Genomic DNA, 25,636 nt, shown 5'->3' with positions numbered 1-25,636 from the left:
GGATAACCGTTTCCATTCGACCACATACACCGAAAACTTCACCCTAAAAATCGGAAACCCGTCATAGTGGAACAACCTGGTCGCCCGACCGGGGAATCACCAATGAAAGGAATGCCATGAATTTCGGAGAACCTGTCACCGTCGACAGGCATAGCGGAATGCTGCGTGCGACCAAAACCGGCGTAGGCGGCCTGTGCGAACGAGTCAAACGTCAGGCGATGCTGCTTGATGCGAAGCTGCGTACGCTCACTTTGGAGCCGGAAGAGGGCACCGCCACAGCCGAGTACGCTGTCGTGCTCGTCGCGGCAACCGGCTTCGCCGCATTGCTTGTCGGCATTTTGAAATCCAATGCAATCAAAACCCTTCTGACGGATATCGTCGAAAAGGCCTTGAGCGCAGGGTGATTCATGATGGTCATGCGTCGTATGCGCGCCATGGCCGATATGACGGACGAGGGGGCTGCCACTGCGGAGTTCGCGGTGGTGCTCCCCGCCGTAACGGTGATGGCCATATTGCTGCTCTATCTTGCTCGTGCGGTCGTCGTATCGATGAGCTGCCAGGACGCCGCAGCCGCTATAGCTCGTGAGCTGGTCGTCGACGAAGAAGTGGATGCCGGTGCGTTGGCCAGGCGTATCGCGGGGGAGGGCGCCACTGTCTCCGTGGCCAGAGGCGACGAACGGGCGGAAGTCATTGTGCATTGCCCGGTGATCCCCGATCCCCTGCATGTTCTTCCCGAACTTGTTACCGGAAAAGCCGTAGGAGTGTATTGACATGAAACGCATGCAAGACGCGGATATTGGCTCCGGCACCGTGGCTGGCGTCATGCTTGTCGCGGTTGCGGCCATTCTGATCGCAACCGTGGCGATGGGAGGAGGACTGTTGATTCGATACCATCGTGCGACGTCGGCGGCCGATTCGGCATCCGTCTCAGCGGCGACGGCATTGCGGCAAGGCAAAAGCGTGAGCGCCACATGCGCAGTCGCCGCGGGCGTTGCTCAGGCCAATGGCGTCGCATTGGAGGATTGCGTCGTGGATGGCGAAGATGTGCAGGTGACGGTGATGATGGAAACCGGTATCCCGCTGGCACCGCATATCAGGAAAATCTCCCGCGCCGGACCCGTGCCATGTGATTGATGCGGCGTCAACGGCACCCATGGAGATTGACAAAATGTCAAGTGTTTGCATATCGGCGCGACACGACGCGAAGCACTAGCGCATCTCGCCTCGCTGCGGTTATCGTAGCTGTATGGGAGAACTGCATTCGAATACAACCGTGGCCATGATCGGCAATCCGACGTCGGATAAAGGCGCTGGCGCCAAGATTATGGAGCAGGTGTTCAGCCTGCTGTCCGACGAAGGTGTGAAATACGGCTTTGGCGTAATCGACTTGACCGGCGACAGTTTCGAAAGTTCGTTGAACAATGCGCGCATGCATCGCGATCTGTATGACCATCTGGTCGTCGTCGGCGGTGACGGCATGGTCGCGCTCGGCGTCAATGCCGTCGGCTGCAGCAAAACACCGCTTGGCATCGTCTCCGTGGGATCCGGCAATGATTTCGCCAGAAGCATGGGGCTGCCGGTGAACCGCGTTGAGGTCGCAGTCGCGGGCATCGTCGGCGCGATCGTTCGTCATGCCTATATCGATGTGGATATGGGGCATATCGTGTCGTTGCCGGGCGGCCAAGCGGTGGATTCCTCCACGGGAGAGGAACGGCCGGAACCGACGGATATCGACTGCTTCTATGGCGGCATGCTGTCGTGCGGACTGGATGCAAAGGTCAACGATTTCGCCAACCACTCCCACCTGCCGGGCGGTTCGCTGCGCTACCTCGCCGGCGTGGCCTCCGTGGTGTCCAAGCTCAAGCCGTATGGCTATCACGTCAAAGCCACGCTTGCCGACGGTTCGGTCGATGAGAGGGATATCGTCTCCCCGATGCTGACGGTCGCGAATTCCCGCCATATCGGCGGAGGCCTGGAAGTGTCGCCGTATTCCAGATTCAATGACGGCCTGCTGGATCTGATTTGGATCGACCACATGCCGAAGGCCGGTGAGATCGCCGACGCCGTTTCGCGCATCTACACCAAAGGCCTGCTGTCAAGCCGCATATTCGGATGGAAGCGAATCCGCGAAGTGGAGATCGGCCGTGCCGACGACGGTATGGAGCCTCCGATTTTCATGGCGGACGGCGAATACATCGGGCATCTGCCCGTCAAGGTCACCGCTCAGAAGCGTGCCCTGCGCGTGCTCGTGCCGCCGGCCGTCGCGCTCGACCAAGGCGCCGGCGAAGCCGATCACATCGACATGCGAGTCCGCCGTGACGGCCGTGACCCCCTCACCGGCGAATTCGTACGATAGCGCGCCGCTTCCCGCCGCTCATCCAACGGCCATGAGACGGCGCTGGATATCCGAATCCCCTTCGTGGCAATGCCGGCGCTGCATTCGTCGATCATGATGACAATGCGGGAGTGTCGGAAAACCGGTATTCCCGCATATCTGCAGGCAGGATATGCGGATGGGGCGATGGAAGGCGGCCCTGAATTCGACCCGGTGATGCACATGTCGGGCTGCGGCCTGGTGCGTATTTTCCTTACGACGGTTTTACGATTCTGAATATTGCTCTGAGGAACGGATCGAGGAATGACGCGGATTGAGGATTATGTTCCCCGATTTTGTTGATTGATGATTCGTCGGTATACGTTCATGCGGATGCTGCCGCACCCCAGTGCGTCCTGTCAAGGTCCCGCGCTGCTGACACGTTATTGTTGAAAACGGATGGAGTAAGGAGCGTGGAATGTTCACTGTGGCAGTGGTCGAAGACGACGAGTCGGCCGTGACCAAATTGCGTGCATGTCTTGATGAGTATTCCCGCACGCATGAGGGCGTGAATTTCGACATCACGGTGTTCGGCGAGCCGACCGCATTCCTCGATCCGTATCTCGCGAATTGGGACATCGTGTTCATGGATATCGAAATGCCGAATATGAACGGGCTTGAGGCGGCCCATAAACTGCGTGAGCTCGATGATGAGACGGTGCTGATCTTCGTGACCAACCTGGCCCAGTATGCGGCGAAGGGCTATGAAGTGGACGCGCTGGACTACATCATCAAACCGTTCGCCTATCCGGATTTCGAACGCAAACTCGCCCGCGCCATCGGCATCAGGGAGGAGACCTCCTCCACGGCGATGATCGCGCAGCGTGGCGGTGTGCGACGAGTCATGCTGCGAGACATCATATACATCGAAGTCAAAGGCCATAATGTCCTTTACCACATGGAACAAGGCCTTATCTCAGGCAGCGGCACCTTACGGGAAATAGCCGATAAACTAGGCCCGCGAGGATTTCTGCGCTGCAGCAAGGCGTTCGTGGTCAACAGCAGGCATATCGCCGAAGTTCGTGGCGGCGAGTTGGAATTGTCCGACGGTACGCTGCTGACCATAGGGCGTGCATACCGGAAAAGCTTCATGAACAATCTGGCGTCCAGCATGGGCGCCGGCATGGTGATATAGCCCGTCGTGGGCTGCGGACAGCCGGGCGAGCCGGGAAGGGACCGTTGGGGATGGAAGGCATGAACGACATCATTCGTTTTTTCGATACCAATGGCATGGTGTTCGAAATGCTGGTGGCGATTCTCCCATTCACATGGAAGCAGGAGCATCGTCGTCGCTTCATCGTTTGCGCATGCGGCGGCTTCGCCGTGATTCTGGCGGAGTCGGCCATCTGGCATGCAACGGTATCGGGCGGATTCTGGACGACGATAGCGGAGAATCTCATCATGTTCACGATGTTCGCCATGTGGATTTTCCTTTGCTGGCGCGTCACCCTGCGACAGGCGTTGTTCTATTTCATGATGGGCGGCACTTTGCAGCATTTCATGTATCGCGGTGCACGTCTGTCTTCCGTCTGGGTGCATTGTTTCGGCATAGACGCCGCATGGGCGGACACCTATCTGTATGCAGTGATGCTGATTCCGTTCCTCCTGGTGGGATGCTGGTGCTTCGCGAGGCCACTGAACGGTGAATCGATGTCGCTGCTGGCCGGCCGGTCCATATCCGCCTTGCTGATCGGCATGCTGCTGTGCGTCAGCGTATTCACAAATGCATACAACGAGTTGGCAACTACGCACAATCCTGCAGGCTATACGGTTTTCGCCGCTTTCGATTTGGTGACCTGCATATTCATGATGTCGCTCGCCGTGGAAGTGGTGTCGCGGCAGCGCGCCCAGGCTGACGGTGACGTATTGCGGGAATTGCTGCGCCAGCAGAAGCGGCAGATGGAAAGCTCGAAAGAGACCATTGATCTGATCAATGTCAAAACGCATGATCTGAAAAAGCAGCTTACGCAATTGGGCGGTACGACTGTTTCGCACGATCAGATGGCGGAATTGTCGTCGTTGGCCGATCTGTATGACGCATCCGTCTGTACGGGCAATGAGACGTTGGACGTGCTGATGGCGCAGAAGTCGATGCAATGCGAGCAGCGCGGCATTCGTTTCGACCGCATGATCGATGGCGCTTTGATGTCGTTCATGACGGAGGCCGACGCGTACGCATTGTTCGGCAATGCCATTGACAACGCGTTGGAGGCGTTGGACAAGATGCCGCCGACCATGGAACGGTACGTATCGGTACGGGTGAGCCATGAGAAAGGCATGGCGATGGTGCGTGTGGAGAATCCGTTCATCGGCGATTTGGATTTTGAGGACGGCTTGCCGAAGACCACGAAAACCGATACGAAATATCACGGATTCGGCATGCGTTCGATTCGTCTGATTGTGGAACGTTACCACGGTTACTTATCCATCCTCGCCAAGAACGGAGTCTTCCGCTTGACGATGATTTTCCCATTGCGGTAACGGCATGCGGCGAGGGCATGGCGTCGGCGGCCGATGCGATCCGTGTCGTTCGACGCGCGAAACGCGTCGTTTGCGAAGAGCGCATTGCAGGAGACGACAACCATCCCGACACTCGGATATCGAGGCCATTCATAGTTGAATGGCATGAGATTCAAGGAGGATGGGATGCATAAACGGGTAAGTTTATGGCGTGGCATCACGGCCGTTGGCGCATTGCTGCTCGCAATCGCCATTATGGCCGGAACGATCATGGAGACCTACCGTACATCGTTGGATGCTTTTGTAGGGACCAGAAGCCAGCGTACCGTTACCGACCAGTCCGCGAATGCGGAAGACAGCTGGACCTTCCAATCGGATTTCACCACTGCGCAGGAAGCGTATGAGGGTTGGAAGTCGATGGCCATGGAAGAGGCCCAGGAGACGTTCGCTCTGTTGAAGAACGATAACGATGCCCTGCCGATCGCAAAGGACGCCAAGGTCACGATGTTCGGCGTTCGCAGTTATGCTCCGGTGTACGGCAGCTCCGGCGGCTCCATCGCAGACGGTCATTCCACCGTTGAAATCACCCAGGCGTTCGAGGATTCCGGATTCCAGATCAATCCTTCGATGCTTGCCGCCTATGAAGCGTATTTCAAGGATAAGGAATGGGTGACTCCGCAATTCGGCAGCGGTCTCGTTCCGGAATATGCGGAAATCACCAAGTACAACGACCCGTGCGAGCTGACGCTGGATGAACTGGCGCAGTTGAATCCCGATTATGCATCGCAATATGACGAATACAATGATGCGGCCATCGTGGTCGTGGGCCGTCCGGGCGGCGAGAACGGTGACGGCTATTATCCGGGCGAGCAGGGCTTGGCGGATGGCGTCAATACCGTCACCGGCAACATTCTGAGCCTTTCCGACGAGGAGATGGCCTTGGTCGACGAAGCGAAGGCGAATTTCGATAAGGTCATCGTGCTGGTCAACTCCGTCAATCCGATGGAAATCGCCAATCTGTCCGATGATCCCGACATCGATGCGATCATGTGGATCGGCTTCCCGGGAGCCTATGGCTTCTATGGCGTCGCCGATGTGCTGAACGGAACGGTGTCCCCGTCCGCGCATCTGGGCGACGTGATGGCCAAGAACAGCGCCGCCGCGCCGGCCATGGCCAACTACGGCAATATTCCGTGGGAGAATGCGGGCGATTTCGCTGAAGACGCCGCGGTGAATTCGTATCTGATCGAAGCTGAGGGAATCTATAGCGGATATCGCTATTACGAGACCCGTTATGCCGACATCGTCATGGGCAACGGCGGCGAGGACGCTTCCTCCGGCACATATGCGAACGCCGACGGCACGCTTGCCGCCAGCGACGGCACGTGGGATTATGCGAATGAAGTGGTGTATCCGTTCGGCGCCGGTCTGAGCTATACGACGTTCGAGCAAACGCTTGACGATGTGCAGATCCAAGGCGACAAGAAGACCGCAACCGTCACCGTCACCACCACCAACACCGGCGATGTCGCAGGCAAGGCGGTCGTACAGCTGTACGCTTCCGTACCGTATACCGATTACGACAAGACCAATAATGTGGAGAAGTCCGCAATCCAGCTGATGGACTTCGAAAAGACGGACTCCTTGGAGCCGGGCGAATCGCAGACCATCACGATGAACGTCGATATGGCCAATCTCGCCAGCTACGACTATACGAATGCGAAAACCTATATCGTCGATCCGGGCGACTACTACTTCTCCATCGGCGATGACGTTCACGACGCGTTGAACAATGTGCTGGCCGCCCAAGGCTACGGCGAATCCGATGGCATGACCGCCGCAGGCGACGCCGCAAAGACCTACAAGTGGACTTGGGACGGCGACGTGGATGCCGAGACCTTCTCCGTTTCGGATACCGGCACCGCCATCACGAACCAACTGTCGGACGGCGACTACGCGATGGATTACAACGCCTTCGAAGACGGTACCGTCACCTACCTGACCCGCTCCGACTGGAACGGCACCTTCCCGAAGACCTATTCCGGTCTGAGCGCGGGGGCTGAAGTGTCCAAGCTACTCAACAACGATTTCATCGACCTGGCCACCGACGACGATGTCTCCGATATCGCCATCGGAGACGCCTCCTCGAGCGATCTGGCCATCAATGATATGAAGGGCGCCGATTTCGACGATGAGCGTTGGGACGAGCTGGTCTCCAAGGTCTCCGTCGAGGAATTCATGTCATTCGCGGAGAACGCGTTCCATGCGATCGGCGGCATCGAATCCATCGGACTGCAGGACATGCTGACCGACGACGGCCCCGGCGGCTCCGACTCTCACACGTTGAGCGAAGGCCAGTATCAGGGCACCCCGTACAGCGACGCGAACGATGAGGCCTATGCGGATAAGACGTCTCGAGTGGCCCCGTCCCCGGTCAATCTGGCGTACAGCTGGAACAAGGAATTGGCCTATCACAACGGCGAAGTGATCATCGGCGAAACCAGCCTGGTGTTCAATCTGCCGATCATCATCGGCCCGGCCATGAACGTGCATAGGCATGCCTATAACTCCCGTGGCGTGGAATACTATTCCGAAGATCCGATTCTGTCGGGCTACATCGGTTCGGCCGTCACCCAGGGCGCCCAGTCCAAGGGCACGTTGGTGAACCTGAAGCACGTCGCCTTCAACGATCAGGAAATCAATCGCTCCGGCATCGCCGTGTTCATGAACGAACAGCGGGCTCGTGAGCTTGAGCTGCGCAACCTGCAGCAGGCCATCGAAGCCAAGGGCGAACCGGCCTCCTTCGTCGGCGACGAATCGAAGAACGGCCTTTACGAACAGGGCGCGCTCGGCATCATGAGCTCGTACAACCGCATCGGTGCGGTCGCATCCAGCGCGAACGCCGCGGTGATGGTCAACATTCTGCGTACGGAATGGGGCTTCAACGGGTACAACGTCACCGATTTCACTTCGGTGTCCCCGCATGCCGCGCCGAAGGAATCGGTGCTTGCCGGCACCACCGCCTTCTGCGGCTTCGGCAACCAGGGCGTGAGCTACTGGGATGCGAACACCCTCAGCAAGGACCGCAACATGCTGCTCGCCATCAAGCAGGATCTTCACTACGCCTTGTGGGCGCTCGCCAACTCCAACGCTTTGAACGGCGTGAATTCCACCACGCATACCGAAAACGTCATGACCTGGTGGAGGGCGGCCTATATCGCGGCGATTGTCGTCACCGGCATCCTGACCGCGGGCGGCGTCATCGGATACACCGTCACGCGTGTGCGTGGGACGAAGTCCGCGGCCGCCCCGACCGGCGCGTCCGCTCGATAAGGAAGGACTGGAAAAGAACATGGCACAGATACTGAAAACCGGTCTTGCTGAACTGATTGCAGCTGTGGCCGCGCTGATTGGACTGATTCTGTTCGTCGTCACTTCGGTGACCGGCTATCTTGCCGGTCAAGGGGTGGACGTGCCGTCCATCGCGCTCAGCGTGGTCGGCATCGTCGCGGCGCTGGCTCTTGCGGCGCTTCGCAGGCGCCTGCCTGCGGTGGCTGCTGACGTGCTGCTGGTCGGTGCGGAAGTGCTGCTGATCCTGGCCTTCGCAAGGTTCACGCTTTCCCGTGTTCGCCTGGCCGCGGATATCTATTTCATCCCAGTCAACTACCCCGCAGCCGAGGAACTTGCATTCAACCTGTCTTTGGTCGGAGTCGTTTTGTACCTCATCGCTATCGTGGCGTTGATCGTCAAGGCGTTCACGAACAAAGACAAAACCGTTGAAACAGTGCGGATCGTTTCGCACACGGCCCCGGAACAGGCCTGAACAACGGCAATTCTGCCCTGAGCGGGCCCGGCGGCATGCATGCTGCAGACCGCCGGGGCCTGCTCGGGCTCCTTGCTGAACGCAATCAGTCGTATACCGTCGAACAATTCCATAAGGACAAGTAATGCATGCAGTGGATTTCAATCAAGGATGGTCATACCGCCATCTTGATACTGATGAGCCTTTTGTCAGCGTGACGATACCGCATGACGCCATGCTGGTCGAACCACGTACCCCGCTGGCCGCCAGCGGCTTGAACTCGGGTTGGTTCGAAGGCCATGACTATGAATACGTATGCCGGTATACGCCGGACGCCGCGTATTCAGGCCAGTCCATGATCTTGGAATTCGAAGGCGTGTATCACAATGCCGAAGTGTGGGTGAACGGCGAAAAGACCGCCTTCCGCCCGTACGGCTACACGAATTTTCATGTCGACGTCACCGATCGCTTCGTCGTCGGCAAAAGCAATGAAATCCGCGTCGTCGCGCGCAATGCGGATCAGCCGAACTCCCGCTGGTATTCCGGCGCCGGCATCTACCGTCCCGTGACGTTGTGGGTCGCGCCGAAGGAACATATCATACCGGAAGGCGTGTGGGTGCGAACATTGTCAATCGGCGATGCCGATACCCCTGCGCGCATCGCAATCTCAGCATCCGCCACACATGCCGGCACGGTGACGCTTACCGGCGTGGAATCCGTCAATGGCGAAATCGCGGAATCCGTCCCCTTCCAAGCGGTGCGGGGTGATCAAACGGCTTCATCGTCCAATGCGAATCCCGTATCCGCACATACCGATTCCGGCAATACCGCCGTCTTTGCGGTCGATATGCCGACTGCGAAACTGTGGTCGCCGGATCATCCGAATCTGTACACCGCGCGAATCCGATATGTATCGGATTCCGGCATGGTCGACGAAACCGAAATCACATTCGGCATCCGCGAAATCGCATGGGGAGACAATGGTCTTACCCTAAACGGCGAACGTGTAATCGTGCAGGGCGCCTGCATCCATCATGACAACGGCATACTCGGCGCCTGCGCCTACGCGGATGCCGAAGAGCGCAAAATCGCGCTGATGAGGGCTTCCGGCTACAATGCGATCCGTTCCGCGCACAATCCCTGTTCAAAAGCGATGCTTGACGTCTGCGACAAGCTTGGCATGCTCGTCATGGACGAATACATCGACCACTGGTATATCCATAAGACGCAGCATGATTATGTCGATTATTTCGACGAATGGTGGCGCCGGGATTTGACCGACATGGTGATGAAGGATCGTAATCATCCGAGCGTCATCATGTATTCGACCGGCAACGAAGTCAGCGAAACCGCGCAAAAGCGAGGCATCAAGCTGACGTGTGACATGACCGAATATTTGCATGGTCTTGATCCGACCAGGCCCGTCACATGCGGCGTCAACATCTTCTTCAATTTCCTTAGCTCGATCGGATTCGGTCAGTATTCCGACGAGAAGGCCGCGAAAGAGGCGGCCGCCGCGGAAAAGCGTCGTGCGGCGGGCGAAACCACCGACAAGCATAAAGCGGTCGGCAGTGAATTCTTCAACAATATGGCAGGCATTTTGGGCGCGGATTTCATGAAAACCGGCGCCGCGCTGCCGTTCTGCGATTGGGTGACGCGAGACGCCTTCGCCAATATGGACATCGCGGGCTACAACTACGGCATCAAGCGTTATGCGCATGATCTGAAGAAGTATCCGCATCGTCTCATCCTCGGGTCGGAAACGTTCTGTTCGGACGCCTACCGTTTCCGCGAATTCGCGAAGAGGAATCCGCGACTGATCGGCGATTTCGTGTGGGCGGGAATGGATTATCTCGGCGAGACCGGCGTCGGTTCGTGGGAATACGAGGATTACGCTTCGCTGAATATCGAATACGGATGGCTGACTGCCGGCTCCGGACGCATTGACCTGACCGGCAAGCCATTGGGGGAGGCCTATTACACGCAGGTCGCCTTGGAAGAGGCGACGGGGCCGTTCATTGCGGTGTGCCCGGTGAACCATACGGGTGACAGGCATTCCCCCAGCGCGTGGAAAATGAGCAATGCCATGGATTCGTGGAGCTGGAACGGCTGTGAAGGCCGCAAGGCGAACGTCGAAGTGTACGCGCGTGCGGCGTCGGTCGCGCTGCTGGTCAATGGGCGTGAAGTCGGACGCTGCGAACTGCATGATGATTGCATCGCGCGATTCTCCTGCACATATGAGCCGGGCGCGATCGAAGCGGTGGCGTATGACGATGCCGGTCGCGAAATCGGCCGGCATGCGCTGACCGGCGCTTCGGAGCATACCGAACTGCGTGCGGAATTGGAATGGGCGGGCGGCGTCGATACGTCCGTGCGCTTTTCGAACGGCAATGCCGCGGCGTCTTCGTCCGCCGCGGTCAAAGCCGGTCATGTGTCGTTCGTCCGCGTGCGGTACACCGATGAGCGTGGCATCGTCAAACCATTGGAACGAGGCGTGCTGAAGGCTTCCGTGCAAGGCGGGAAGCTGCTGGGATTCGGCTGCGCCGCACCGTACAACAAGGGCAGCTTCGTCACGGGTGAAAGCGGCACGTATTATGGCGAAGCCCTGGCGGCGGTCTGGGTTCCGGACGGTGGCGCGGCTGATGCTGGCGATGCCGCTGCGCTCGGCGGCGTGCAACAAAACGTCGTCATAACCGTTTCGGATGGAACGAATTCCACAGAATTGATGTTGGATGTCCGCTGATTCAGCGGCTTTGGACATTGTCATTCTTGCCTTTTCCGATAGGAAGGAGATCATATGAAGGCCCGACGTGACCGTCAGGAGGGGGCGCCCAATGCTTTGGCGGTTTGGTGGCGGGGATTCGCCGTCAAGCACAAGCTCGTCGCACAGTTCGTGATGTTCTATGCCTTTTCGTTGTTCGTGACGGTCCTGCAGTATGTTCTGCTTACGTTCCTGCCGGGCTTGTTCTACCGGTATACCGATTGGTGTGAGATTCCGGCCCAGCTCATTCCCTTGAGATTCGGCCCGGTGGATACCTATGTGTTCGATTACCCGGTCACCGGTGACGAGACCGGCGGCATGGGGTATTTCGCCGCGTTCGCGATCACGCTGTTCATCGCGCAATGCGTGAATTTCCCGATGCAGCGTAATATCACGTTCAAGTCCAAAGGCAATGTGTGGTATCAAATCGCCTGGTATGTGGTGGCGTTCATCCTCATCACCATTGTGTGCAGCTTCCTGATGGGGCTGTATGTTCCGCTGTGCAAGAGCTTTTTCCCGCCGGCTGTATACAACGTGTTGATCACCGTCATCAATGGCGGCGTTCAGATGGTGATTTATTTTCCGATCTACAAGATTATCTTCCCGGAAGGGGAGGCTGCCCGTACCGCAAAAAAGTAGGCTGCAGGCGGGCGCTCCCGACGGACGCGCAAAAATCGGGGGCGGCGATCAGCCCGCCCCCCCATCTGTATGGTCGGTAATCATCGGTTCATGTATTTCTCAAGATGCAGCGATTGCGCGACGACCTGCTTGATGACGTCGTCGCTGGTTTCGGGATGCCGGCGCAGCAGGGAGATCATGCCGATGACCAGAATGTAGAACGATTCGTGCACGTTGTCGATGGGCAGGCCGTGCAGCCGGTCGAAGTCGCGTGCGGTGGTGTCGCAGATGTAGCCGGCGATGCGGTCCGCTGTGGAGTCGATGAATCGGATATACAGTTCGGCGTTGCCGGTCTGCAGGAGCTTTGCGCTCAGCGGCCCCTCGTCGGCGAGGACGGAGCGGAATATTTTGATGAGGTCTTCGAGCGCCTGGTCGACGTTGCCTTCCTCGCGCTCGTCGTTCCAGTGCTGCAGTCTGGCCAGTATGGCGTCGACTGCGGATTCGAGCATCGCGTCCGCCACTTCGTCCTTGCTTTTGAAGTAGTGGTAGAACAGCGACCTTGTCATGTTCGCGCGTTTGGCGATGTCGCTGATGGTGAGGCTGGAGAAGCCTGTGTCAAGGCAGGCTTCTCGTGTCGCCTGAAGAATCTGTTCGCGTCTGGCGTCGCTGCGTTGCCGGCGCGGCGCATTCGCGTTGTCGTGGGCGTTCATTGAAATCTCCTTTATGTTGCCGCTTGTTCCGATGCGGTGTTGTGGTGCCATTGTGTTTCCTTTACGGTGATGGCGTTGAGGCCGCTGTCATGCGGGTATGCGCGGTAGGGTAGGGGCTTTTTCTTCTCTTGATGCAAGAGAGTAGACATTTTTTGACAAAATGTCAAATTTGATGGCGTTTGATGGCGCTTGACAGTGTTTGATGATGTTTGCCGATATCCGATGGCGTTTGATGGCGTCGCCTTTTGACGCCACCCGTCTTTCCGTATCCGGCGAGCCCCGTGCAGTGACGGGATATGGGGCCGTCCCGGCCGGCGATCCAGTTCGCGGCGATGGGATAAGGTGAATGCACTGCAGGATGCACTGCAACGGCTGCGGATATGAAGGTAGGTAGATATGGCGCTTGCACTGTACCGGCGATACCGACCCGACACCTTCGACGGGGTCATCGGCCAGGACCAGGTCACGGTTCCGCTGATGCGCGCCCTTGACGAGGGCAAACTCACGCACGCCTACCTGTTTTCCGGCCCGCGCGGCTGCGGCAAAACCAGTTCGGCACGTATTCTGGCGCGATGCATCAACTGCGTGAACGGCCCCACATCGCATCCGTGCGGCGAATGCGAAAGCTGCAGGGATCTCGCGGTCGGCGGCCCCGGTTCGATCGACGTGGTCGAAATCGACGCGGCAAGCCATAACGGTGTGGATGACGCCCGAGAACTGCGCGAGCGCGCAGGATTCGCCCCCGCCCGCGACCGCTACAAGATCTTCATCCTCGACGAGGCCCATATGGTCACGCAGCAGGGCTTCAATGCGTTGCTGAAAATCGTTGAGGAACCGCCGGAACATGTGATGTTCATCTTCGCGACGACCGAGCCCGACAAGGTGATCGGCACGATTCGTTCACGCACCCACCATTACCCGTTCCGCCTGATTCCGCAGGAAATCATGGGCCCGTACCTGGAGGATGTGTGCGCCAAGGAGGGCATCCGCCCGGAGCCGGGCGTGCTCCGTCTGGCGATGCGCGCCGGCGGCGGTTCGATGAGAGACACATTGTCGGTGCTTGACCAGTTGATGGTCGGCGCGGTGGACGGTGTGATGACGCTGGATTCCGCCGTCGCATTGCTCGGTTTCACGCCGGACGCCCTGATCGGCGAAGCCATCGATGCGGTCATCGATCGCAACGGCGAAGCGTTGTACGGCGTGATCCAGAAGGTTGTTGTCGGCGGTTTCGACCCGCGCCGTTTCGTTGAGGATCTGCTCGCCCGCGTGCGCGATCTGCTGGTGCTGACGTTGGGCGGAGAACGCGCGGAAAGCGTGCTGAGCGATGACGCCGCCGCGGAAGATTTGAATGATCTGCGCAGGCAGGCGTCCGCGTTGGGATTGTCCGCGCTGACCGCGATCGCGGACATCATCAATGACACGTTGGGCAGTATGACGGGCGCGATTTCGCCGCGTATGCGACTGGAATTGCTGGCCGCCCGCCTGCTGGCAGGCCGGGAGAACGATTTCGCGCGGCCCGCGGTTTCCGCCGGTCCGCCGGATGCGGTCTCGCCGCGATCCGCCGATGCTTCGTCGCGGAATGCTCCGGGAAAACGCGGCGGCTTCATCGGCAATCGCAATGCCGTCGCGCAATCGCGGCAATCCGATACCGCGACCGCGGCGGCGCCGCAAACGGCGGCCGTATCGGCCGGTGCACCATCGTCGAGTAGCGCGCAGACAGGCGCGCAAGCGGATGCGGCGTCTTCGGCGCCGGCCGCGCCTGCCGCCGCTTCTTCGGCGTCTTCGGAGGCATCGTCCGAACCTGCCACCGAAGCGGCCGCCGTGCCGGATGACCGCACGCCCGACGAACGATGGGATGCTCTGGTCGCATCGATGCCGCCTGCGGTGCAGCGTTATATCAATCGCGTCAAAGTGCCGCGCATCAATCTCGCGCCCGATCCGAAGAGCGGGCAGAAGCGCCTATGGATCAAATTCGACGTGCCGCTGAGCAAGTACGCGTTCGCGATGGCGAACACGACCGAGGCGGTCAACGGCAGCAATACAGTGCAGGATATCGTGCGGGCCGCCGTGCGGACCGAATTCGGCCAGGACGTGGCGTTGGCGCCGACCCAGAAAATGGCCGACGGGCAGGTGGCGCCGCCTTTGAGCAAGCTGCCGGCGCAGGAATTGCAGCGCATCAAATTGCAGATCGTGCAGCAGGATTTGCGGGCCGCCGCATCCGGCGCCGCATCCGGGGCGTCTTCGGATGCGGCGTCCTCCACTGAGCCTTCCGGCAAGGAATCCGCGGCATCGTCGAACGCGTCGTCTGCGGCGTCGGACGACGACGTCGATCCCTGGGCCGCTCCGCTGCATAGTCAGACCGAGCCGCGCGGATCCGCCGCAATGCATTCCGCCATGGCGGATCTGGCGGATGACGACGATCCCTGGGCCACGCCATTGCCGACGTCTTCCGCGGCGGCCTCGACTGCAAATGCGGCCTCTGCCACGCCGGTCATGCCGGCGTCCGACAATCATTCGTCCCATAACCATGTGGCGGTGCCGGACATCAGCGACGGCGTCGATCCGTGGGCGACGCCGCTGCCGACATCAAACGGCGCCGCTTCCGGCGATGCCGCTTTCGGCGGCGTCTCAACGGCGGCCTCGCCGGGTCCGGACATCGCATCGCATGATGCGGACGCCGCCGGCGATATGCAGCACGGCGAACATCATTTCCACGCCGTGCCGGCGGAAGACGGCATCGCATACGGCGGTAACGCCATGCCCGGCGGCATCGCGGACGGCATGGCCAACGGCATGAACGGCGGTGTCGGCGTCGCCGCGGCCGATCCGTGGAATCAGCCTGCCTCACCTGCGCCTGCGCCGCAGGTGGCGCCGGAAGAGGACGAGTATTCGATGAATGACGCGTCCTTGGAAAGCGTGACCACGATGAGCGTGGACGACGTCGCCAAATTGTTCGAAGCGAAGAAAATCGAGGATTTCGCTGCGGACGACCCGAATAATCCGCGCAATATGAAGGCGAAGAAAAATCAGGAATCCTGATCGCCCCGCATGATCCGGGCGGATGATCGCGCGGGATCCGCGCAGGCGGGACCGCGCCGCGCAAACGCGTGTCGCAGGCGTATGCTTGCGGCGTATACGTCGCAGCGCGGCATTGCTGAAAAGGACGTGTGCAGAGGAGGACGGCACTTATGGCTTTGGCATATGATGGCGCCATTCAGCGGCTGATCGACGCGTTTTCGCGTCTGCCGGGTATCGGGCCGAAAGGCGCGCAGCGCATCGCGTTTCATCTGCTGAGCGCATCCGACGAGGAGGCGCAGGCATTGGTGGACGCCATCACCGAAGTCAAAACCAAAGTGCGCTTCTGCGAAACCTGCGGCAATGTGTGCGAGACCAGCCCATGCCCGATCTGCGTCGACCCGCGCCGCGACCATACGGTGATCTGCGTGGTCGAAGAACCGAAGGACGTGATGAGCATCGAGCGCACGCGCGAATACCGCGGCCTGTATCACGTGCTGGGCGGCACCATCAATCCGATGGCGAACGTCGGACCGTCCGACCTCAATATCGCGGCGTTGCTGGATCGTCTGAAAACCGACGAAGTCAAGGAGATCATCCTGGCGCTCAATCCGAATATCGAAGGCGAGGCGACGACTACGTATCTGAGCCGGCTGCTGTCGCCTCTCGGAATCCGCGTGACGCGCCTGGCCAGCGGTCTGCCGGTCGGCGGCGACTTGGAATACGCCGACGAGATCACATTGGGGCGCGCATTGCGCGGGCGGCGCGAAGCCTGATCGTCGCCGCGGTCATCGCTGCCGTTCATATGGCATATGGCGTGATTCCGTATCGTGGGCGCGGTTTCGAACGGTCGACGGGCGTTTTCATATAATCGTGTTGCCTGCGTAGAATGTGCCGCAGGTAGTTCCCCGAAGAAGATTGGACAGTTGTGGCTCTTATCGTGCAGAAGTTCGGCGGCTCCTCCGTCGCCGACACGGAATCCATCAAGCGCGTGGCCCGACGCATCATCGAAACCAAGAACGCCGGCAACGATGTGGCCGTCGTGGTCTCCGCCATGGGCGACACCACCGACGACCTGATCGATCAGGCGCTCAGCATCGATTCCAATCCGCCGGCGCGCGAGATGGACATGCTGATGACCGCAGGCGAGCGTATTTCGATGAGTTTGCTCGCCATGGCGATTCACGCGGCCGGCTCCCATGCATACTCGTTCACCGGATCCCAGGCCGGTTTCATGACCGACGCGCAGTTCGGCGCCGCGCATATCAAGGCCGTGAAGCCCGATCGCGTGCAGCGCGCCCTCAACAAGGGCAGCGTCGCCATCGTGGCCGGTTTCCAGGGCATGAACGAAGGCGGCGACGCGACGACGCTGGGCCGTGGCGGTTCCGATACGTCCGCGGTCGCGTTGGCGGTCGCGCTGGGCGCTGATATCTGCGAAATCTACACGGATGTGGACGGCGTCTTCACCGCCGATCCGCGCATCGTGCCGACGGCGCGGCGCATTCCCGTAATCGGCTATGACGCGATTCTGGAAATGGCGTCCTGCGGTTCGAAGGTGCTGGCGTTGCGATGCGTGGAATACGCGCAGCGCTTCAATATGCCGTTGCATGTGCGCAGCTCCTTCTCCCATCGCCCGGGCACGCTGGTGGTGCCTGACGACATCGATCCGAGGACGCTGCCGAATCTCAAGTAGACGACGGCCGTTGAGACGCCGGCTGACCGATGGCCGCCGGCTGAGCATTCGTATCCATCAATAAGACGCAAAGGCAAAACACATGAAAGAGAACGATAACAAGTCCATGGGCGATCTGTTCCCCGACCTTGGCCCGGAAGCGCCGGTCATCTCCGGCGTCGCCCACGACCGCAGCGAATCGTTGGCGACATTGCGCGGCGTGCCGAATGAGCCGGGCATGGCCGCCAAGGTGTTCACCAAGCTGGCCGAAGCCGGCGTGAACGTCGACATGATCGTGCAGGCCGGCGCCTCCGTCGGCACCGCCGACATTTCCTTCACCGTGCCGGGTTCCACCGTGCCGGTCGTGCAGGACGTGCTTATGGACAAGCAGGAGGAACTGGGCTACCAGTCCTTCGACATCAATGCGAACGTCGGCAAGGTCGCCGTCGTCGGCGTCGGCATGAAGACGCATTCCGGCCTGGCCGCGAAGTTCTTCAATGCGTTGAGCGAAAAAGGCATCAACGTGCTGATGATCTCCACTTCGGAAATCCGCATCGCGGCCTTGGTGCCGCTCGAGCAGCTGAACGATGCGGTCAAGGCCCTGCACACCGCCTACGGCCTCGACGCCGAGCAGGTGGAAGCCGTGGTCTACGGCGGCACCGGCCGCTGACAGGCCGCTGACAGGCCTCGACGCCCCGGCTTCCGTGGCCTCTCGGCAGTCGATATTGCGGGTCGCCTTCTGTTTTCAACGGTCTCTCCCGTTGGAAACAGAAGGCGATTTGCTTGCGTGCATATTTTTCGGGGGAAAAAGTTGCACGTATGCATATTTTTCCGCGGAAAAATATGCAAGTATGCTACAATCAAAGCATGACCAGCTTCAATGACGTACACCTCACGCGAAAAATCGAACGTGGACTGCAGGAATGGAAGGAAGATCCGCGCCACAAGGCGCTGATCATTGAAGGCGCGCGACAAGTCGGAAAAACATATTCCATCAAACATTTCGGCGAAACGAATTACAAGCAGGTCATCAGTCTGAATTTTGAGGAAACCCCTGATTATAAAGGCATCTTTCAAGGCAGTAAAAGCGCCGACGACATCTTTTCCCGTCTTTCCCTGTACCAGCCTGTACGGATTGATCAGGAAACGGAGGGCGCTGATCTTCTGCTGTTCCTCGACGAAATACAAAGCTGCCCCGATGCGATCGCCGCGCTCAAATTCCTCACCATCGACGGGCGCGCCGATGTGATCGCCACAGGCTCGCTGCTGGGGGTCTCCTATAGGGAAGTGTCGTCGTATCCGGTCGGCTACGTCGAGCATATGCGCATGAATTCGCTTGATTTCGAGGAATTTCTGTGGGCGAACGGCGTCGAGGAATCCTCGATCGAATATGTAAGGGGATTCTACGAGCGTCACGAAAAAGTGCCGGACGCGGTCAACGACCGCATGCTGCAGCTGTTCACCGAATATATCGTGGTAGGCGGCATGCCGGAAGCGGTCAGCATATTCCTTGAAACGAAGGATTACGCCAAAGTGTTGGCGGCGCAGCGGGATATCGTTGCTGAATACCGCAATGACATCGCCAAATATGCGGACGGGACGGAAAAGGCGAAGGCCCGTGCCTGCTTTGATTCCATTCCGAAGCAGCTGGCGCGCGATTATAAGAAATTCACGTATTCCGTTGTGGAGCCACGCTCTTCGGCCAGAAAATACGCGGGCAGTCTGCAATGGCTGTACGACGCGGGAATCATCAATTTCTGCTATCGACTGGAGATTCCAGAACTGCCATTCGAAGGGAATACGGACAACACCAAATTCAAGGTGTATATGAGGGATACCGGTCTGCTGGTGTCAATGCTGGAAGAAGGATCCCAGAAGGATATTCTCAACGGCAATCTCGGCATATGCAAGGGCGCCATTTTCGAAAATGTAGTGGCCGACGTGTTTGCGAAAAACGGCAAACGTCTGTACTACTATGAGCGGAATAATTCGCTGGAAATGGATTTCTTCATTCGTTTGGACGATGAGCCCGTCGCGATTGAAGTGAAATCCTCGCGCAATCGCAAGGCGAAGTCGATGGATACGATGATTGGCGGCGGACTGGTGAAACGCGGCCTGAAACTGGCCACAGGCAATTACGGGGTGGTGCGGGAAGGCGTCGAAACGCTGCCGATTTATATGGCGATGTTCATGTAGATGATTATGGGGCCGGGGCCCGCGCACAGGCCAGGAAGCCGGCGCGGACCCCAGCACGGGTCACTTTTTGGCGATGTAGCCCAGCGCGGTCAGCATCTCGGCGCTTTCCAACGCGCCGCCGGCGGCGCCGCGCAGCGTGTTGTGCGCCAATCCGACGAACTTCCAATCGAAAATGGAATCCGGGCGCAGGCGTCCGATCGAGACGCCCATGCCGCCGGCATAGTCGACGTCCAGACGCACCTGCGGACGGTCGTCATCGGCCAGATACTGGATGAACCGCCGCGGCGCATGCGGCAGCTGCAGCTTCACGGCGTCGCTGGTGTAGTTCACCAGACGGTCGATCAGCTCCTCCTTCGTGGCGGTCTTGCCGAAATTCACGAAAACGGTTGCGGTGTGGCCGTTGAGCACGGGCACGCGAATGCACTGCGACGTGATGCGTAAGGGTCCGTCGAACGGCACGATCTCGCCCTTGGCGGCGTCCACATGGCCGAAGACCTTCAGCGGTTCCTTCTCGCTTTTCTCCTCTTCGCCGGAGATGAACGGGATGATGTTGCCTTCCATTTCGGGCCATTCGCGGAACGTCTTGCCCGCGCCGGAAATGGCCTGATAGGTGCTGACCACCACTTCGCGCGGCTCGAATTCCATCCACGCGGCCAGCGCCGGCGTATACGCCTGGATCGAGCAGTTCGGCTTGACGGCGATGAAACCGCGCTTCGTGCCCAGACGCTTGCGCTGGTATTCGATCACCTCATAGTGGGACGAGTTGATTTCAGGCACGACCATCGGCACGTCCGGCGTCCAGCGATGCGCGCTGTTATTCGACACGACCGGCGTTTCCGTCTTCGCATACGCCTCTTCGACCGCGCGGATCTGATCCTTCGGCATGTTCACCGCGCAGAAGACGAAATCGACGTCCTCGACGACGCGTTCGATGTCGGCCATGTCGAGAACGACCATGTCCTTGACGAATTCCGGCATCGGCGTCTCCATCTTCCAACGGCCGCCGACGGCCTCCTCGTAAGTCTTGCCCGCGCTATGCGCGGATGCGGCCAACGTGACCACTTCATACCACGGATGATTCTCAAGGAGCGTGATGAAACGCTGGCCGACCATGCCAGTGGCGCCGAGAATGCCGACTTTCAGTTTTTCGGACATAACAACCTCTCGCTTTGCTGAATGCGGACACTGCATAGACATCGCGCAATACCTCAGATGCTTAAGGCACTTAAGGCGTTTGCAACACTCAAACACCGCATGGCTATGCCGTGGTTTTCCTCCATCTTACGGATGCGCGCAACATCGCCGGCCGCCGCTTTCATATGGCGGGCCGGATCACGCCAAAATCCGCCTTGTTCGCCGGCCGCCGCGTACACTGGAAACATGTCGAAGGCATCAGTGGAAGCGCTCAAGCAGCTTGACCGTATCGTGGCGCTGGGATACCCGGACGTGGCCGATATGAGCGCCGCCGCGTTCCGCGCGCTCGCCCGCCCGCTGATTCATGCGTTGGAAAACTCCGACCTGGGTACGGATATTCTGCTGATCCCGACGCGCGAGCTGGTTTCGCCGGAGTCGCTGATCGCGCGGACTTCGATCAACCGTATGGCCGGTTTTACGACGATGCCGCCGCGCGATATCGCCAGCTTCATGCCGCAGGACGGTTTCGAGCCGCCGGAGGGCCCGTTCTATTTGGTGATCGGGCCGCATACCGGCACCTGCTATGTGAATCGTGAGCCGGATGTGGCACGCAAGCTCATCGATTCCGACGAGCGTACGCCGCTGACGTTGGAGGAGGGGCTGGCGATCGCCACGCAGCATCCGGAATGGCTGCTGGAAAAGAACGGTTTCAATCTGCTCGGCTCCCGCAGCGCGGACGGCCGCGTGCCCAGCATTTGGCTGAGCCAGAATGCGCCGCATCTGGGCGCGGTCTGGCCGAATTCGCGTCACACCTGGCTGGGGAATGCGTATTGCATGGCCCGCCGCGGCATCAGCCTGTTCGAATGATGGTCGATCGTTGATGGCGGCTGTCAATTGATGATCCGTCAATTGACGGCCGCCCATCATCGGTGACTGATATCCGGCGCCTGCGATCTTGCCATCTGTGATGTGACGGCTTTTTACTTGCGTCCTTTTCCGAACATTCCGATGATCGCGTGCGCCGCACCGGCGAATCCTATCGAGACAAGGCCCGCAACGGTGGCGAACACCTGCGGGCGGCGCAGTTCGTTGCGAACGCCGATCATGTCGGTCGCACAATGGTCGGCGAAGAAAACGCGCAGTTCATTGCCGGAATATCGCCCGATCAGATCACCCCAGGTAAGCATGCGCGTCTCGTAGTCGGCGGGATCGTTTTCATGGAACTCGAAAAGACGGATGCCGCGCAGCCGCGACTTCGGGCCGTAGGATTCGAAGCCGCACGTCGGCGCATAGCCCAAATCCAAATCGTGCACATGACCGACGAACGAATTCTTATGATCGTGCCCGCAATACAGTGCGAAATATCCGCCGGCCTCGCGCAATGCCTCGACCTCGCCAACATTCTCGTCGGCGCAGCCGATGGCCTCGCCCAAATGCGATCCGGGCCTGCAGACGGTTTCATCAAGCACATAGCAGCGGCCTGCGAACGTGCGCGCGCCTTCGACCGCATTCGGCGTCCATGCGGGGACTTCGCGCAGGCAATCATAGAACTCCTGAGGGGCGATGTGCTGGAATGCGATCGCCGGCACAGGCCGCCCGTCGCCGTTCATCTCGCCCAACGTATGCTGCACATCCTTCAACCATGCCAGCGCCTGCGGCGAAGGAGTCCCGTAGCCGGCGGAATCGGCGAGGTCGAGACCGCGTGAATTGGTGGCGTAGCGTAACGTTTCCAAGGTTTCCAGCGTTTCCGCGGCGGCCTTGGCAGGGGTCGGGGAGGCGTTGCCGGCGTCCTGCCCACCGTTATTCGTATCGCCTGCATCCGGATCGTCGGCGTAGTCGCCGGAATTGACCATCATCACGCTCATCGCGATACGACCGGAGCCGTCGGACGCTTCGATCGGCAGCGCGAATGTGCCGGGCTCGCAGGCAAGCGCGGCATCGTCGTCCTGCTGTGGCGCCGGCGGATTCACGCAACCGTCGAATTCGCGGTAGATGTCATCCTGCTCATCGACGAGAATGCCGCACTGAAAATCATGATTGCCGTACGTCGCCGCAAAAGGGATGTTGTGACGCAGCGCAGGGCCCAGGAATTGCGCGAATGTGGAACGCACTTTTTGGCGGGCGTCCGCCAGCATCTCCTCTGTCGTCGCGTCCGGCGCGACAGCCGGCTTCTTGCCGTGCAGGCGGGCTTCGAGCATCGTCACCGCGCGCACGCGCGTGCCGTGACGTTCGCCGCGGCGGCGCAGAAAGGTGTTCATGTAGGCGGGGTCATAGCCGCGAATCTGATCGCCGGTGAGCACGATGAGATCGGGATCCGACGCATGGATCGCGGCGTCGATCAGTCGAATCGTATCGGGATTCACATTCGGGCCGTCCTGAATGTCGGCCATCTGCAGCACGCGGAACGTGCCGTCCTCATGAAAGCGCAAAGCCATACCATTACTGTAGCCGGAAATCGCCGTCAAAAAGCGGCGTTCAAGTGGTGTTTCCGCGATGTTCTCATCTGCGAATCGGCTGCGTGCCGGCTGTAGGGCGGCCGCGCGTCGGATGGCCGGCCGCGCGTCGGATGCGTCTGTAACGTGTCTGTGCCGTGTTTATATCCGTGGCCATATCTTGATATGCCGCGCAAAGCGCGAAGCGTCAAACCGGTAGAATGATAGGTTGGAATGTCAACCGAATCAAGGGAAAAGGAGGAACGGAATGGGTCAGGATCAATCGTCGGTGTTTGATCTTGCGGCGGTGGCCGCGGCGTCCAACGGGGGGAACAACGACCCGCTGCTGCCTCCGGCGCGTTTCATCGGCGCTCCGCAGCGTCCGAGCAAGATGCCGTACAACAAGTATGTGGCCTACGATAAGCAGGTTCCGTTCGATCTGCCGGATCGCACGTGGCCGGGCAGGCGTCTGCGGCGCGCGCCCCGCTGGTGTTCGGTCGATCTGCGCGACGGCAACCAGGCGTTGGTCAATCCGATGGATTCCGAGCGCAAGCTGCGCTTCTGGAATCTGCTGGTGTCGATCGGTTTCAAGGAGATCGAAGTCGGCTTCCCGAGCGCTTCCGAAACGGATTACGACTTCATCCGCATGCTGATCGAACGTGAGCTGATTCCGGACGACGTGACGATCGTCGTGCTGACTCAGGCCCGTGAGCATCTGATTCGCAAGACGTATGAATGCCTGAAGGGCGCCAAGCGCGCGGTCGTGCATTTCTACAATTCCGTGTCCGTGCTCCAGCGCGAGGTCGTGTTCCGCAAGGACAAGGAAGGCATCAAGAAGCTCGCCACCGACGCGGCCGAACTGTGCAAGGAACTCGAGGGCGAAGCCAAGGGCATCGACCTGTATTACGAGTATTCTCCGGAATCCTTCACCGGCACCGAGCCGGACTACGCCGTCGAGGTGTGCAATGCGGTAATCGATGTGATCAAGCCGACTCCGGAACGTCCGATGATCATCAATCTGCCTGCAACGGTGGAAATGACGACGCCGAACGTGTTCGCCGACGAAGTGGAATACGTGTCCAATCATCTGCAGGACCGCGATTCCGTGGTGCTGTCGCTGCACCCCCACAACGATGAGGGCATGGGCGTGTCCGCCGCCGAACTGGGCATCCTCGCCGGCGCCGACCGCATCGAAGGCTGCCTGCTGGGCAACGGCGAACGCACCGGCAACGTCGACCTGGTCACGTTGGGCCTCAACATGCTGACGCAGGGCATCGATCCGCAGATCGACTATTCGAACGTGCCCGAAATCCGCAAAACCGTCGAATACTGCAATCAGATCAAGATCTCCGAACGCCACCCGTATGCGGGCAACTTCGTGTTCACCGCATTCTCCGGCTCGCATCAGGACGCCATCAAGAAGGGCCTCGAAGCCCGTCAGATGGCCGCCGACCGTTGCGGCGCGGAATTGGACAACTTCCTGTGGCTGGTGCCGTACCTGCCGCTCGATCCGAAGGACATCGGCAGCACCTACGAGGCCATCATCCGCGTGAATTCGCAGTCCGGCAAGGGCGGCATGGCGTACCTGCTCAAGACCAACCATAATCTGGACCTGCCGAAGCGTCTGCAGATCGAATTCGACAAGATCGTTCAGGCCTACGCCGACGAAACGAAGAAGGAAGTCAAGGACGAAGTCATTTGGCGCCTGTTCAAGGACGAGTATCTGCCCGTCGAGGAATCCGGCGCGACCGCGGCCGGCGCGATCGTGGGCGACAGCAAGGACGAGACCCTGAAGCAGTGGGGGCGCCTCAAGCTGCTCAAGGTGGCAGTGTCCTCCGGTGAGGACGGCTCCGACACCGTGCTCAAGGCCAAGCTGCTTGACCGCGGCCTGAATCCGGGCAAGGACGAGCCGGTGACGCGCGAGGTGTCCGGCATCGGCAACGGTCCGATCGCGGCCTTCCTCAACGCGGTGTCGAATTTCGGCATCACCGCGTCCGTGCTGGATTACGCCGAGCATACGATGTCGGCCGGAACGGACGCCATGGCCGCCTCCTATGTCGAATGCCAGGTGGGCGAGGACGCGGAAACCCAGATCGTGTGGGGCGTCGGCATCGATTCGTCGATCATCACCAGCTCGCTGAAGGCGATCATCTCGGCCATCAACCGCTCCGAGCGCTGAGCGTAGAGGGCTGGCGGCGGGGCGGTATCGGCCGGTGCAGGCCGGATTGTCCGCGGCCAATCCTGACCTGCGCCGCTGATTCGTGCCGCTGATTCGTGTCGGTCCGGCCAATCGCGATCCCCGTGCGGTTCCTCCCATTCGGGCTCCTTCGAGGCCCTGAAAATGGGGGATCGGCACGGGGATCGCTGTTTTGCGGGTGTGCGGCCACGCCAATGGAACAACGGTGAGCGGATTGCGGGTCGGTGATGCCGCCGCTGCACGGTTCGCGCACGTAGTCGATTTA

The 25,636-nt window shown here is 59.7% G+C and carries 21 protein-coding genes; 17 read left to right on the top strand and 4 right to left on the bottom strand.

Annotation, left to right across the window (positions count from 1 at the left end):
- Positions 1 to 158 precede the first annotated feature (158 nt).
- From AC1AX7_RS06285 to AC1AX7_RS06240, 10 genes are all read left to right on the top strand, one after another.
- A complete protein-coding gene (locus AC1AX7_RS06285; RefSeq protein ID WP_476509260.1) occupies positions 159 to 404 on the top strand; it encodes a DUF4244 domain-containing protein in 246 nt (81 codons plus the stop codon).
- 6 nt (positions 405 to 410) lie between these two features.
- A complete protein-coding gene (locus AC1AX7_RS06280; protein WP_476509259.1) occupies positions 411 to 770 on the top strand; it encodes a TadE family type IV pilus minor pilin in 360 nt (119 codons plus the stop codon).
- 1 nt (position 771) lies between these two features.
- Complete coding sequence (locus AC1AX7_RS06275) at positions 772 to 1,134, top strand: Rv3654c family TadE-like protein (protein WP_476509237.1); 363 nt, start codon at positions 772 to 774, stop codon at positions 1,132 to 1,134.
- Positions 1,135 to 1,246: 112 nt separating this feature from the next.
- Complete coding sequence (locus AC1AX7_RS06270; protein WP_476509236.1) at positions 1,247 to 2,356, top strand: diacylglycerol/lipid kinase family protein; 1,110 nt, start codon at positions 1,247 to 1,249, stop codon at positions 2,354 to 2,356.
- A 436-nt stretch (positions 2,357 to 2,792) separates the two neighbouring features.
- The gene (locus AC1AX7_RS06265) at positions 2,793 to 3,509 is read left to right on the top strand and encodes a LytR/AlgR family response regulator transcription factor (RefSeq protein ID WP_476509235.1); all 717 of its coding nucleotides are present in this window, start codon (positions 2,793 to 2,795) and stop codon (positions 3,507 to 3,509) included.
- Positions 3,510 to 3,568: 59 nt separating this feature from the next.
- On the top strand, positions 3,569 to 4,855 hold the full coding sequence (locus AC1AX7_RS06260) for a GHKL domain-containing protein (protein WP_476509234.1): 1,287 nt from the start codon (positions 3,569 to 3,571) through the stop codon (positions 4,853 to 4,855).
- A 165-nt stretch (positions 4,856 to 5,020) separates the two neighbouring features.
- Positions 5,021 to 8,167 (top strand): glycoside hydrolase family 3 protein, encoded by a 3,147-nt coding sequence (locus AC1AX7_RS06255; protein WP_476509233.1) that lies wholly within the window; start codon positions 5,021 to 5,023, stop codon positions 8,165 to 8,167.
- 19 nt (positions 8,168 to 8,186) lie between these two features.
- Positions 8,187 to 8,657 carry a hypothetical protein gene (locus AC1AX7_RS06250; RefSeq protein WP_476509232.1) on the top strand — a complete coding sequence of 157 codons (471 nt, stop codon included), beginning with the start codon at positions 8,187 to 8,189 and terminating at the stop codon, positions 8,655 to 8,657.
- A gap of 124 nt (positions 8,658 to 8,781) precedes the next feature.
- Positions 8,782 to 11,379: a glycoside hydrolase family 2 TIM barrel-domain containing protein gene (locus AC1AX7_RS06245; protein ID WP_476509231.1), complete on the top strand. Its 2,598-nt coding sequence runs from the start codon at positions 8,782 to 8,784 to the stop codon at positions 11,377 to 11,379.
- Between the two features lie 54 nt (positions 11,380 to 11,433).
- On the top strand, positions 11,434 to 12,036 hold the full coding sequence (locus AC1AX7_RS06240; protein ID WP_476509230.1) for a hypothetical protein: 603 nt from the start codon (positions 11,434 to 11,436) through the stop codon (positions 12,034 to 12,036).
- 80 nt (positions 12,037 to 12,116) lie between these two features.
- Here the strand turns inward: AC1AX7_RS06240 and AC1AX7_RS06235 are convergent, their stop codons facing one another.
- Complete coding sequence (locus AC1AX7_RS06235) at positions 12,117 to 12,725, bottom strand: TetR/AcrR family transcriptional regulator (protein ID WP_476509229.1); 609 nt, start codon at positions 12,723 to 12,725, stop codon at positions 12,117 to 12,119.
- A gap of 396 nt (positions 12,726 to 13,121) precedes the next feature.
- Between AC1AX7_RS06235 and dnaX the strand changes: the two genes are divergently transcribed.
- The 5 genes from dnaX to AC1AX7_RS06210 all read left to right on the top strand — a co-directional run bounded on the left by dnaX (position 13,122) and on the right by AC1AX7_RS06210 (position 19,608).
- Positions 13,122 to 15,764 (top strand): DNA polymerase III subunit gamma/tau, encoded by a 2,643-nt coding sequence (gene dnaX / locus AC1AX7_RS06230; RefSeq protein WP_476509228.1) that lies wholly within the window; start codon positions 13,122 to 13,124, stop codon positions 15,762 to 15,764.
- Between the two features lie 149 nt (positions 15,765 to 15,913).
- Positions 15,914 to 16,516: a recombination mediator RecR gene (recR, locus tag AC1AX7_RS06225; protein ID WP_476509227.1), complete on the top strand. Its 603-nt coding sequence runs from the start codon at positions 15,914 to 15,916 to the stop codon at positions 16,514 to 16,516.
- A gap of 152 nt (positions 16,517 to 16,668) precedes the next feature.
- Positions 16,669 to 17,433, top strand: coding sequence for an aspartate kinase (locus AC1AX7_RS06220; protein ID WP_476509226.1), 765 nt, complete (start codon positions 16,669 to 16,671; stop codon positions 17,431 to 17,433).
- 82 nt (positions 17,434 to 17,515) lie between these two features.
- Positions 17,516 to 18,082 carry an ACT domain-containing protein gene (locus tag AC1AX7_RS06215; RefSeq protein WP_476509225.1) on the top strand — a complete coding sequence of 189 codons (567 nt, stop codon included), beginning with the start codon at positions 17,516 to 17,518 and terminating at the stop codon, positions 18,080 to 18,082.
- A gap of 197 nt (positions 18,083 to 18,279) precedes the next feature.
- Positions 18,280 to 19,608 (top strand): ATP-binding protein, encoded by a 1,329-nt coding sequence (locus AC1AX7_RS06210; RefSeq protein WP_476509224.1) that lies wholly within the window; start codon positions 18,280 to 18,282, stop codon positions 19,606 to 19,608.
- A gap of 60 nt (positions 19,609 to 19,668) precedes the next feature.
- Here the strand turns inward: AC1AX7_RS06210 and asd are convergent, their stop codons facing one another.
- The gene (asd, locus tag AC1AX7_RS06205; RefSeq protein ID WP_476509223.1) at positions 19,669 to 20,763 is read right to left on the bottom strand and encodes an aspartate-semialdehyde dehydrogenase; all 1,095 of its coding nucleotides are present in this window, start codon (positions 20,761 to 20,763) and stop codon (positions 19,669 to 19,671) included.
- Positions 20,764 to 20,816: 53 nt separating this feature from the next.
- The gene (locus AC1AX7_RS06200) at positions 20,817 to 21,017 is read right to left on the bottom strand and encodes a hypothetical protein (RefSeq protein WP_476509263.1); all 201 of its coding nucleotides are present in this window, start codon (positions 21,015 to 21,017) and stop codon (positions 20,817 to 20,819) included.
- Here AC1AX7_RS06200 and AC1AX7_RS06195 point away from each other — a divergent pair.
- Positions 20,989 to 21,609 (top strand): DUF5701 family protein, encoded by a 621-nt coding sequence (locus tag AC1AX7_RS06195; RefSeq protein WP_476509222.1) that lies wholly within the window; start codon positions 20,989 to 20,991, stop codon positions 21,607 to 21,609. The genes AC1AX7_RS06200 and AC1AX7_RS06195 overlap by 29 nt on opposite strands.
- A gap of 113 nt (positions 21,610 to 21,722) precedes the next feature.
- On the opposite strand, the gene AC1AX7_RS06190 is transcribed toward AC1AX7_RS06195, so the two are convergent.
- Complete coding sequence (locus AC1AX7_RS06190; RefSeq protein ID WP_476509221.1) at positions 21,723 to 23,177, bottom strand: metallophosphoesterase; 1,455 nt, start codon at positions 23,175 to 23,177, stop codon at positions 21,723 to 21,725.
- A gap of 265 nt (positions 23,178 to 23,442) precedes the next feature.
- Here AC1AX7_RS06190 and leuA point away from each other — a divergent pair, with 265 nt between their 5' ends.
- A complete protein-coding gene (gene leuA, locus AC1AX7_RS06185; protein WP_476509220.1) occupies positions 23,443 to 25,353 on the top strand; it encodes a 2-isopropylmalate synthase in 1,911 nt (636 codons plus the stop codon).
- The last annotated feature ends 283 nt before the right edge of the window (positions 25,354 to 25,636 follow it).

Source organism: Bifidobacterium sp. LH_449, from assembly GCF_056356755.1.
Note: the sequence above shows the minus strand (reverse complement) of the source record. Positions and strands in the feature narration are given on the sequence as shown.

Bases quoted from the DNA above. Each gene is read 5' to 3' on its own strand.
- AC1AX7_RS06210 (WP_476509224.1), top strand. From the start codon at position 18,280: ATGACCAGCTTCAATGACGTACACCTCACGCGAAAAATCGAACGTGGA.
- AC1AX7_RS06190 (WP_476509221.1), bottom strand. From the start codon at position 23,177: ATGGCTTTGCGCTTTCATGAGGACGGCACGTTCCGCGTGCTGCAGATG.
- leuA (WP_476509220.1), top strand. From the start codon at position 23,443: ATGGGTCAGGATCAATCGTCGGTGTTTGATCTTGCGGCGGTGGCCGCG.
- AC1AX7_RS06265 (WP_476509235.1), top strand. From the start codon at position 2,793: ATGTTCACTGTGGCAGTGGTCGAAGACGACGAGTCGGCCGTGACCAAA.
- recR (WP_476509227.1), top strand. From the start codon at position 15,914: ATGGCTTTGGCATATGATGGCGCCATTCAGCGGCTGATCGACGCGTTT.
- AC1AX7_RS06235 (WP_476509229.1), bottom strand. From the start codon at position 12,725: ATGAACGCCCACGACAACGCGAATGCGCCGCGCCGGCAACGCAGCGAC.
- AC1AX7_RS06250 (WP_476509232.1), top strand. From the start codon at position 8,187: ATGGCACAGATACTGAAAACCGGTCTTGCTGAACTGATTGCAGCTGTG.
- AC1AX7_RS06240 (WP_476509230.1), top strand. From the start codon at position 11,434: ATGAAGGCCCGACGTGACCGTCAGGAGGGGGCGCCCAATGCTTTGGCG.
- dnaX (WP_476509228.1), top strand. From the start codon at position 13,122: ATGGCGCTTGCACTGTACCGGCGATACCGACCCGACACCTTCGACGGG.
- AC1AX7_RS06255 (WP_476509233.1), top strand. From the start codon at position 5,021: ATGCATAAACGGGTAAGTTTATGGCGTGGCATCACGGCCGTTGGCGCA.
- AC1AX7_RS06215 (WP_476509225.1), top strand. From the start codon at position 17,516: ATGAAAGAGAACGATAACAAGTCCATGGGCGATCTGTTCCCCGACCTT.
- AC1AX7_RS06270 (WP_476509236.1), top strand. From the start codon at position 1,247: ATGGGAGAACTGCATTCGAATACAACCGTGGCCATGATCGGCAATCCG.
- AC1AX7_RS06285 (WP_476509260.1), top strand. From the start codon at position 159: ATGCTGCGTGCGACCAAAACCGGCGTAGGCGGCCTGTGCGAACGAGTC.
- AC1AX7_RS06280 (WP_476509259.1), top strand. From the start codon at position 411: ATGGTCATGCGTCGTATGCGCGCCATGGCCGATATGACGGACGAGGGG.
- AC1AX7_RS06245 (WP_476509231.1), top strand. From the start codon at position 8,782: ATGCATGCAGTGGATTTCAATCAAGGATGGTCATACCGCCATCTTGAT.
- AC1AX7_RS06195 (WP_476509222.1), top strand. From the start codon at position 20,989: ATGTCGAAGGCATCAGTGGAAGCGCTCAAGCAGCTTGACCGTATCGTG.
- AC1AX7_RS06260 (WP_476509234.1), top strand. From the start codon at position 3,569: ATGAACGACATCATTCGTTTTTTCGATACCAATGGCATGGTGTTCGAA.
- asd (WP_476509223.1), bottom strand. From the start codon at position 20,763: ATGTCCGAAAAACTGAAAGTCGGCATTCTCGGCGCCACTGGCATGGTC.
- AC1AX7_RS06275 (WP_476509237.1), top strand. From the start codon at position 772: ATGAAACGCATGCAAGACGCGGATATTGGCTCCGGCACCGTGGCTGGC.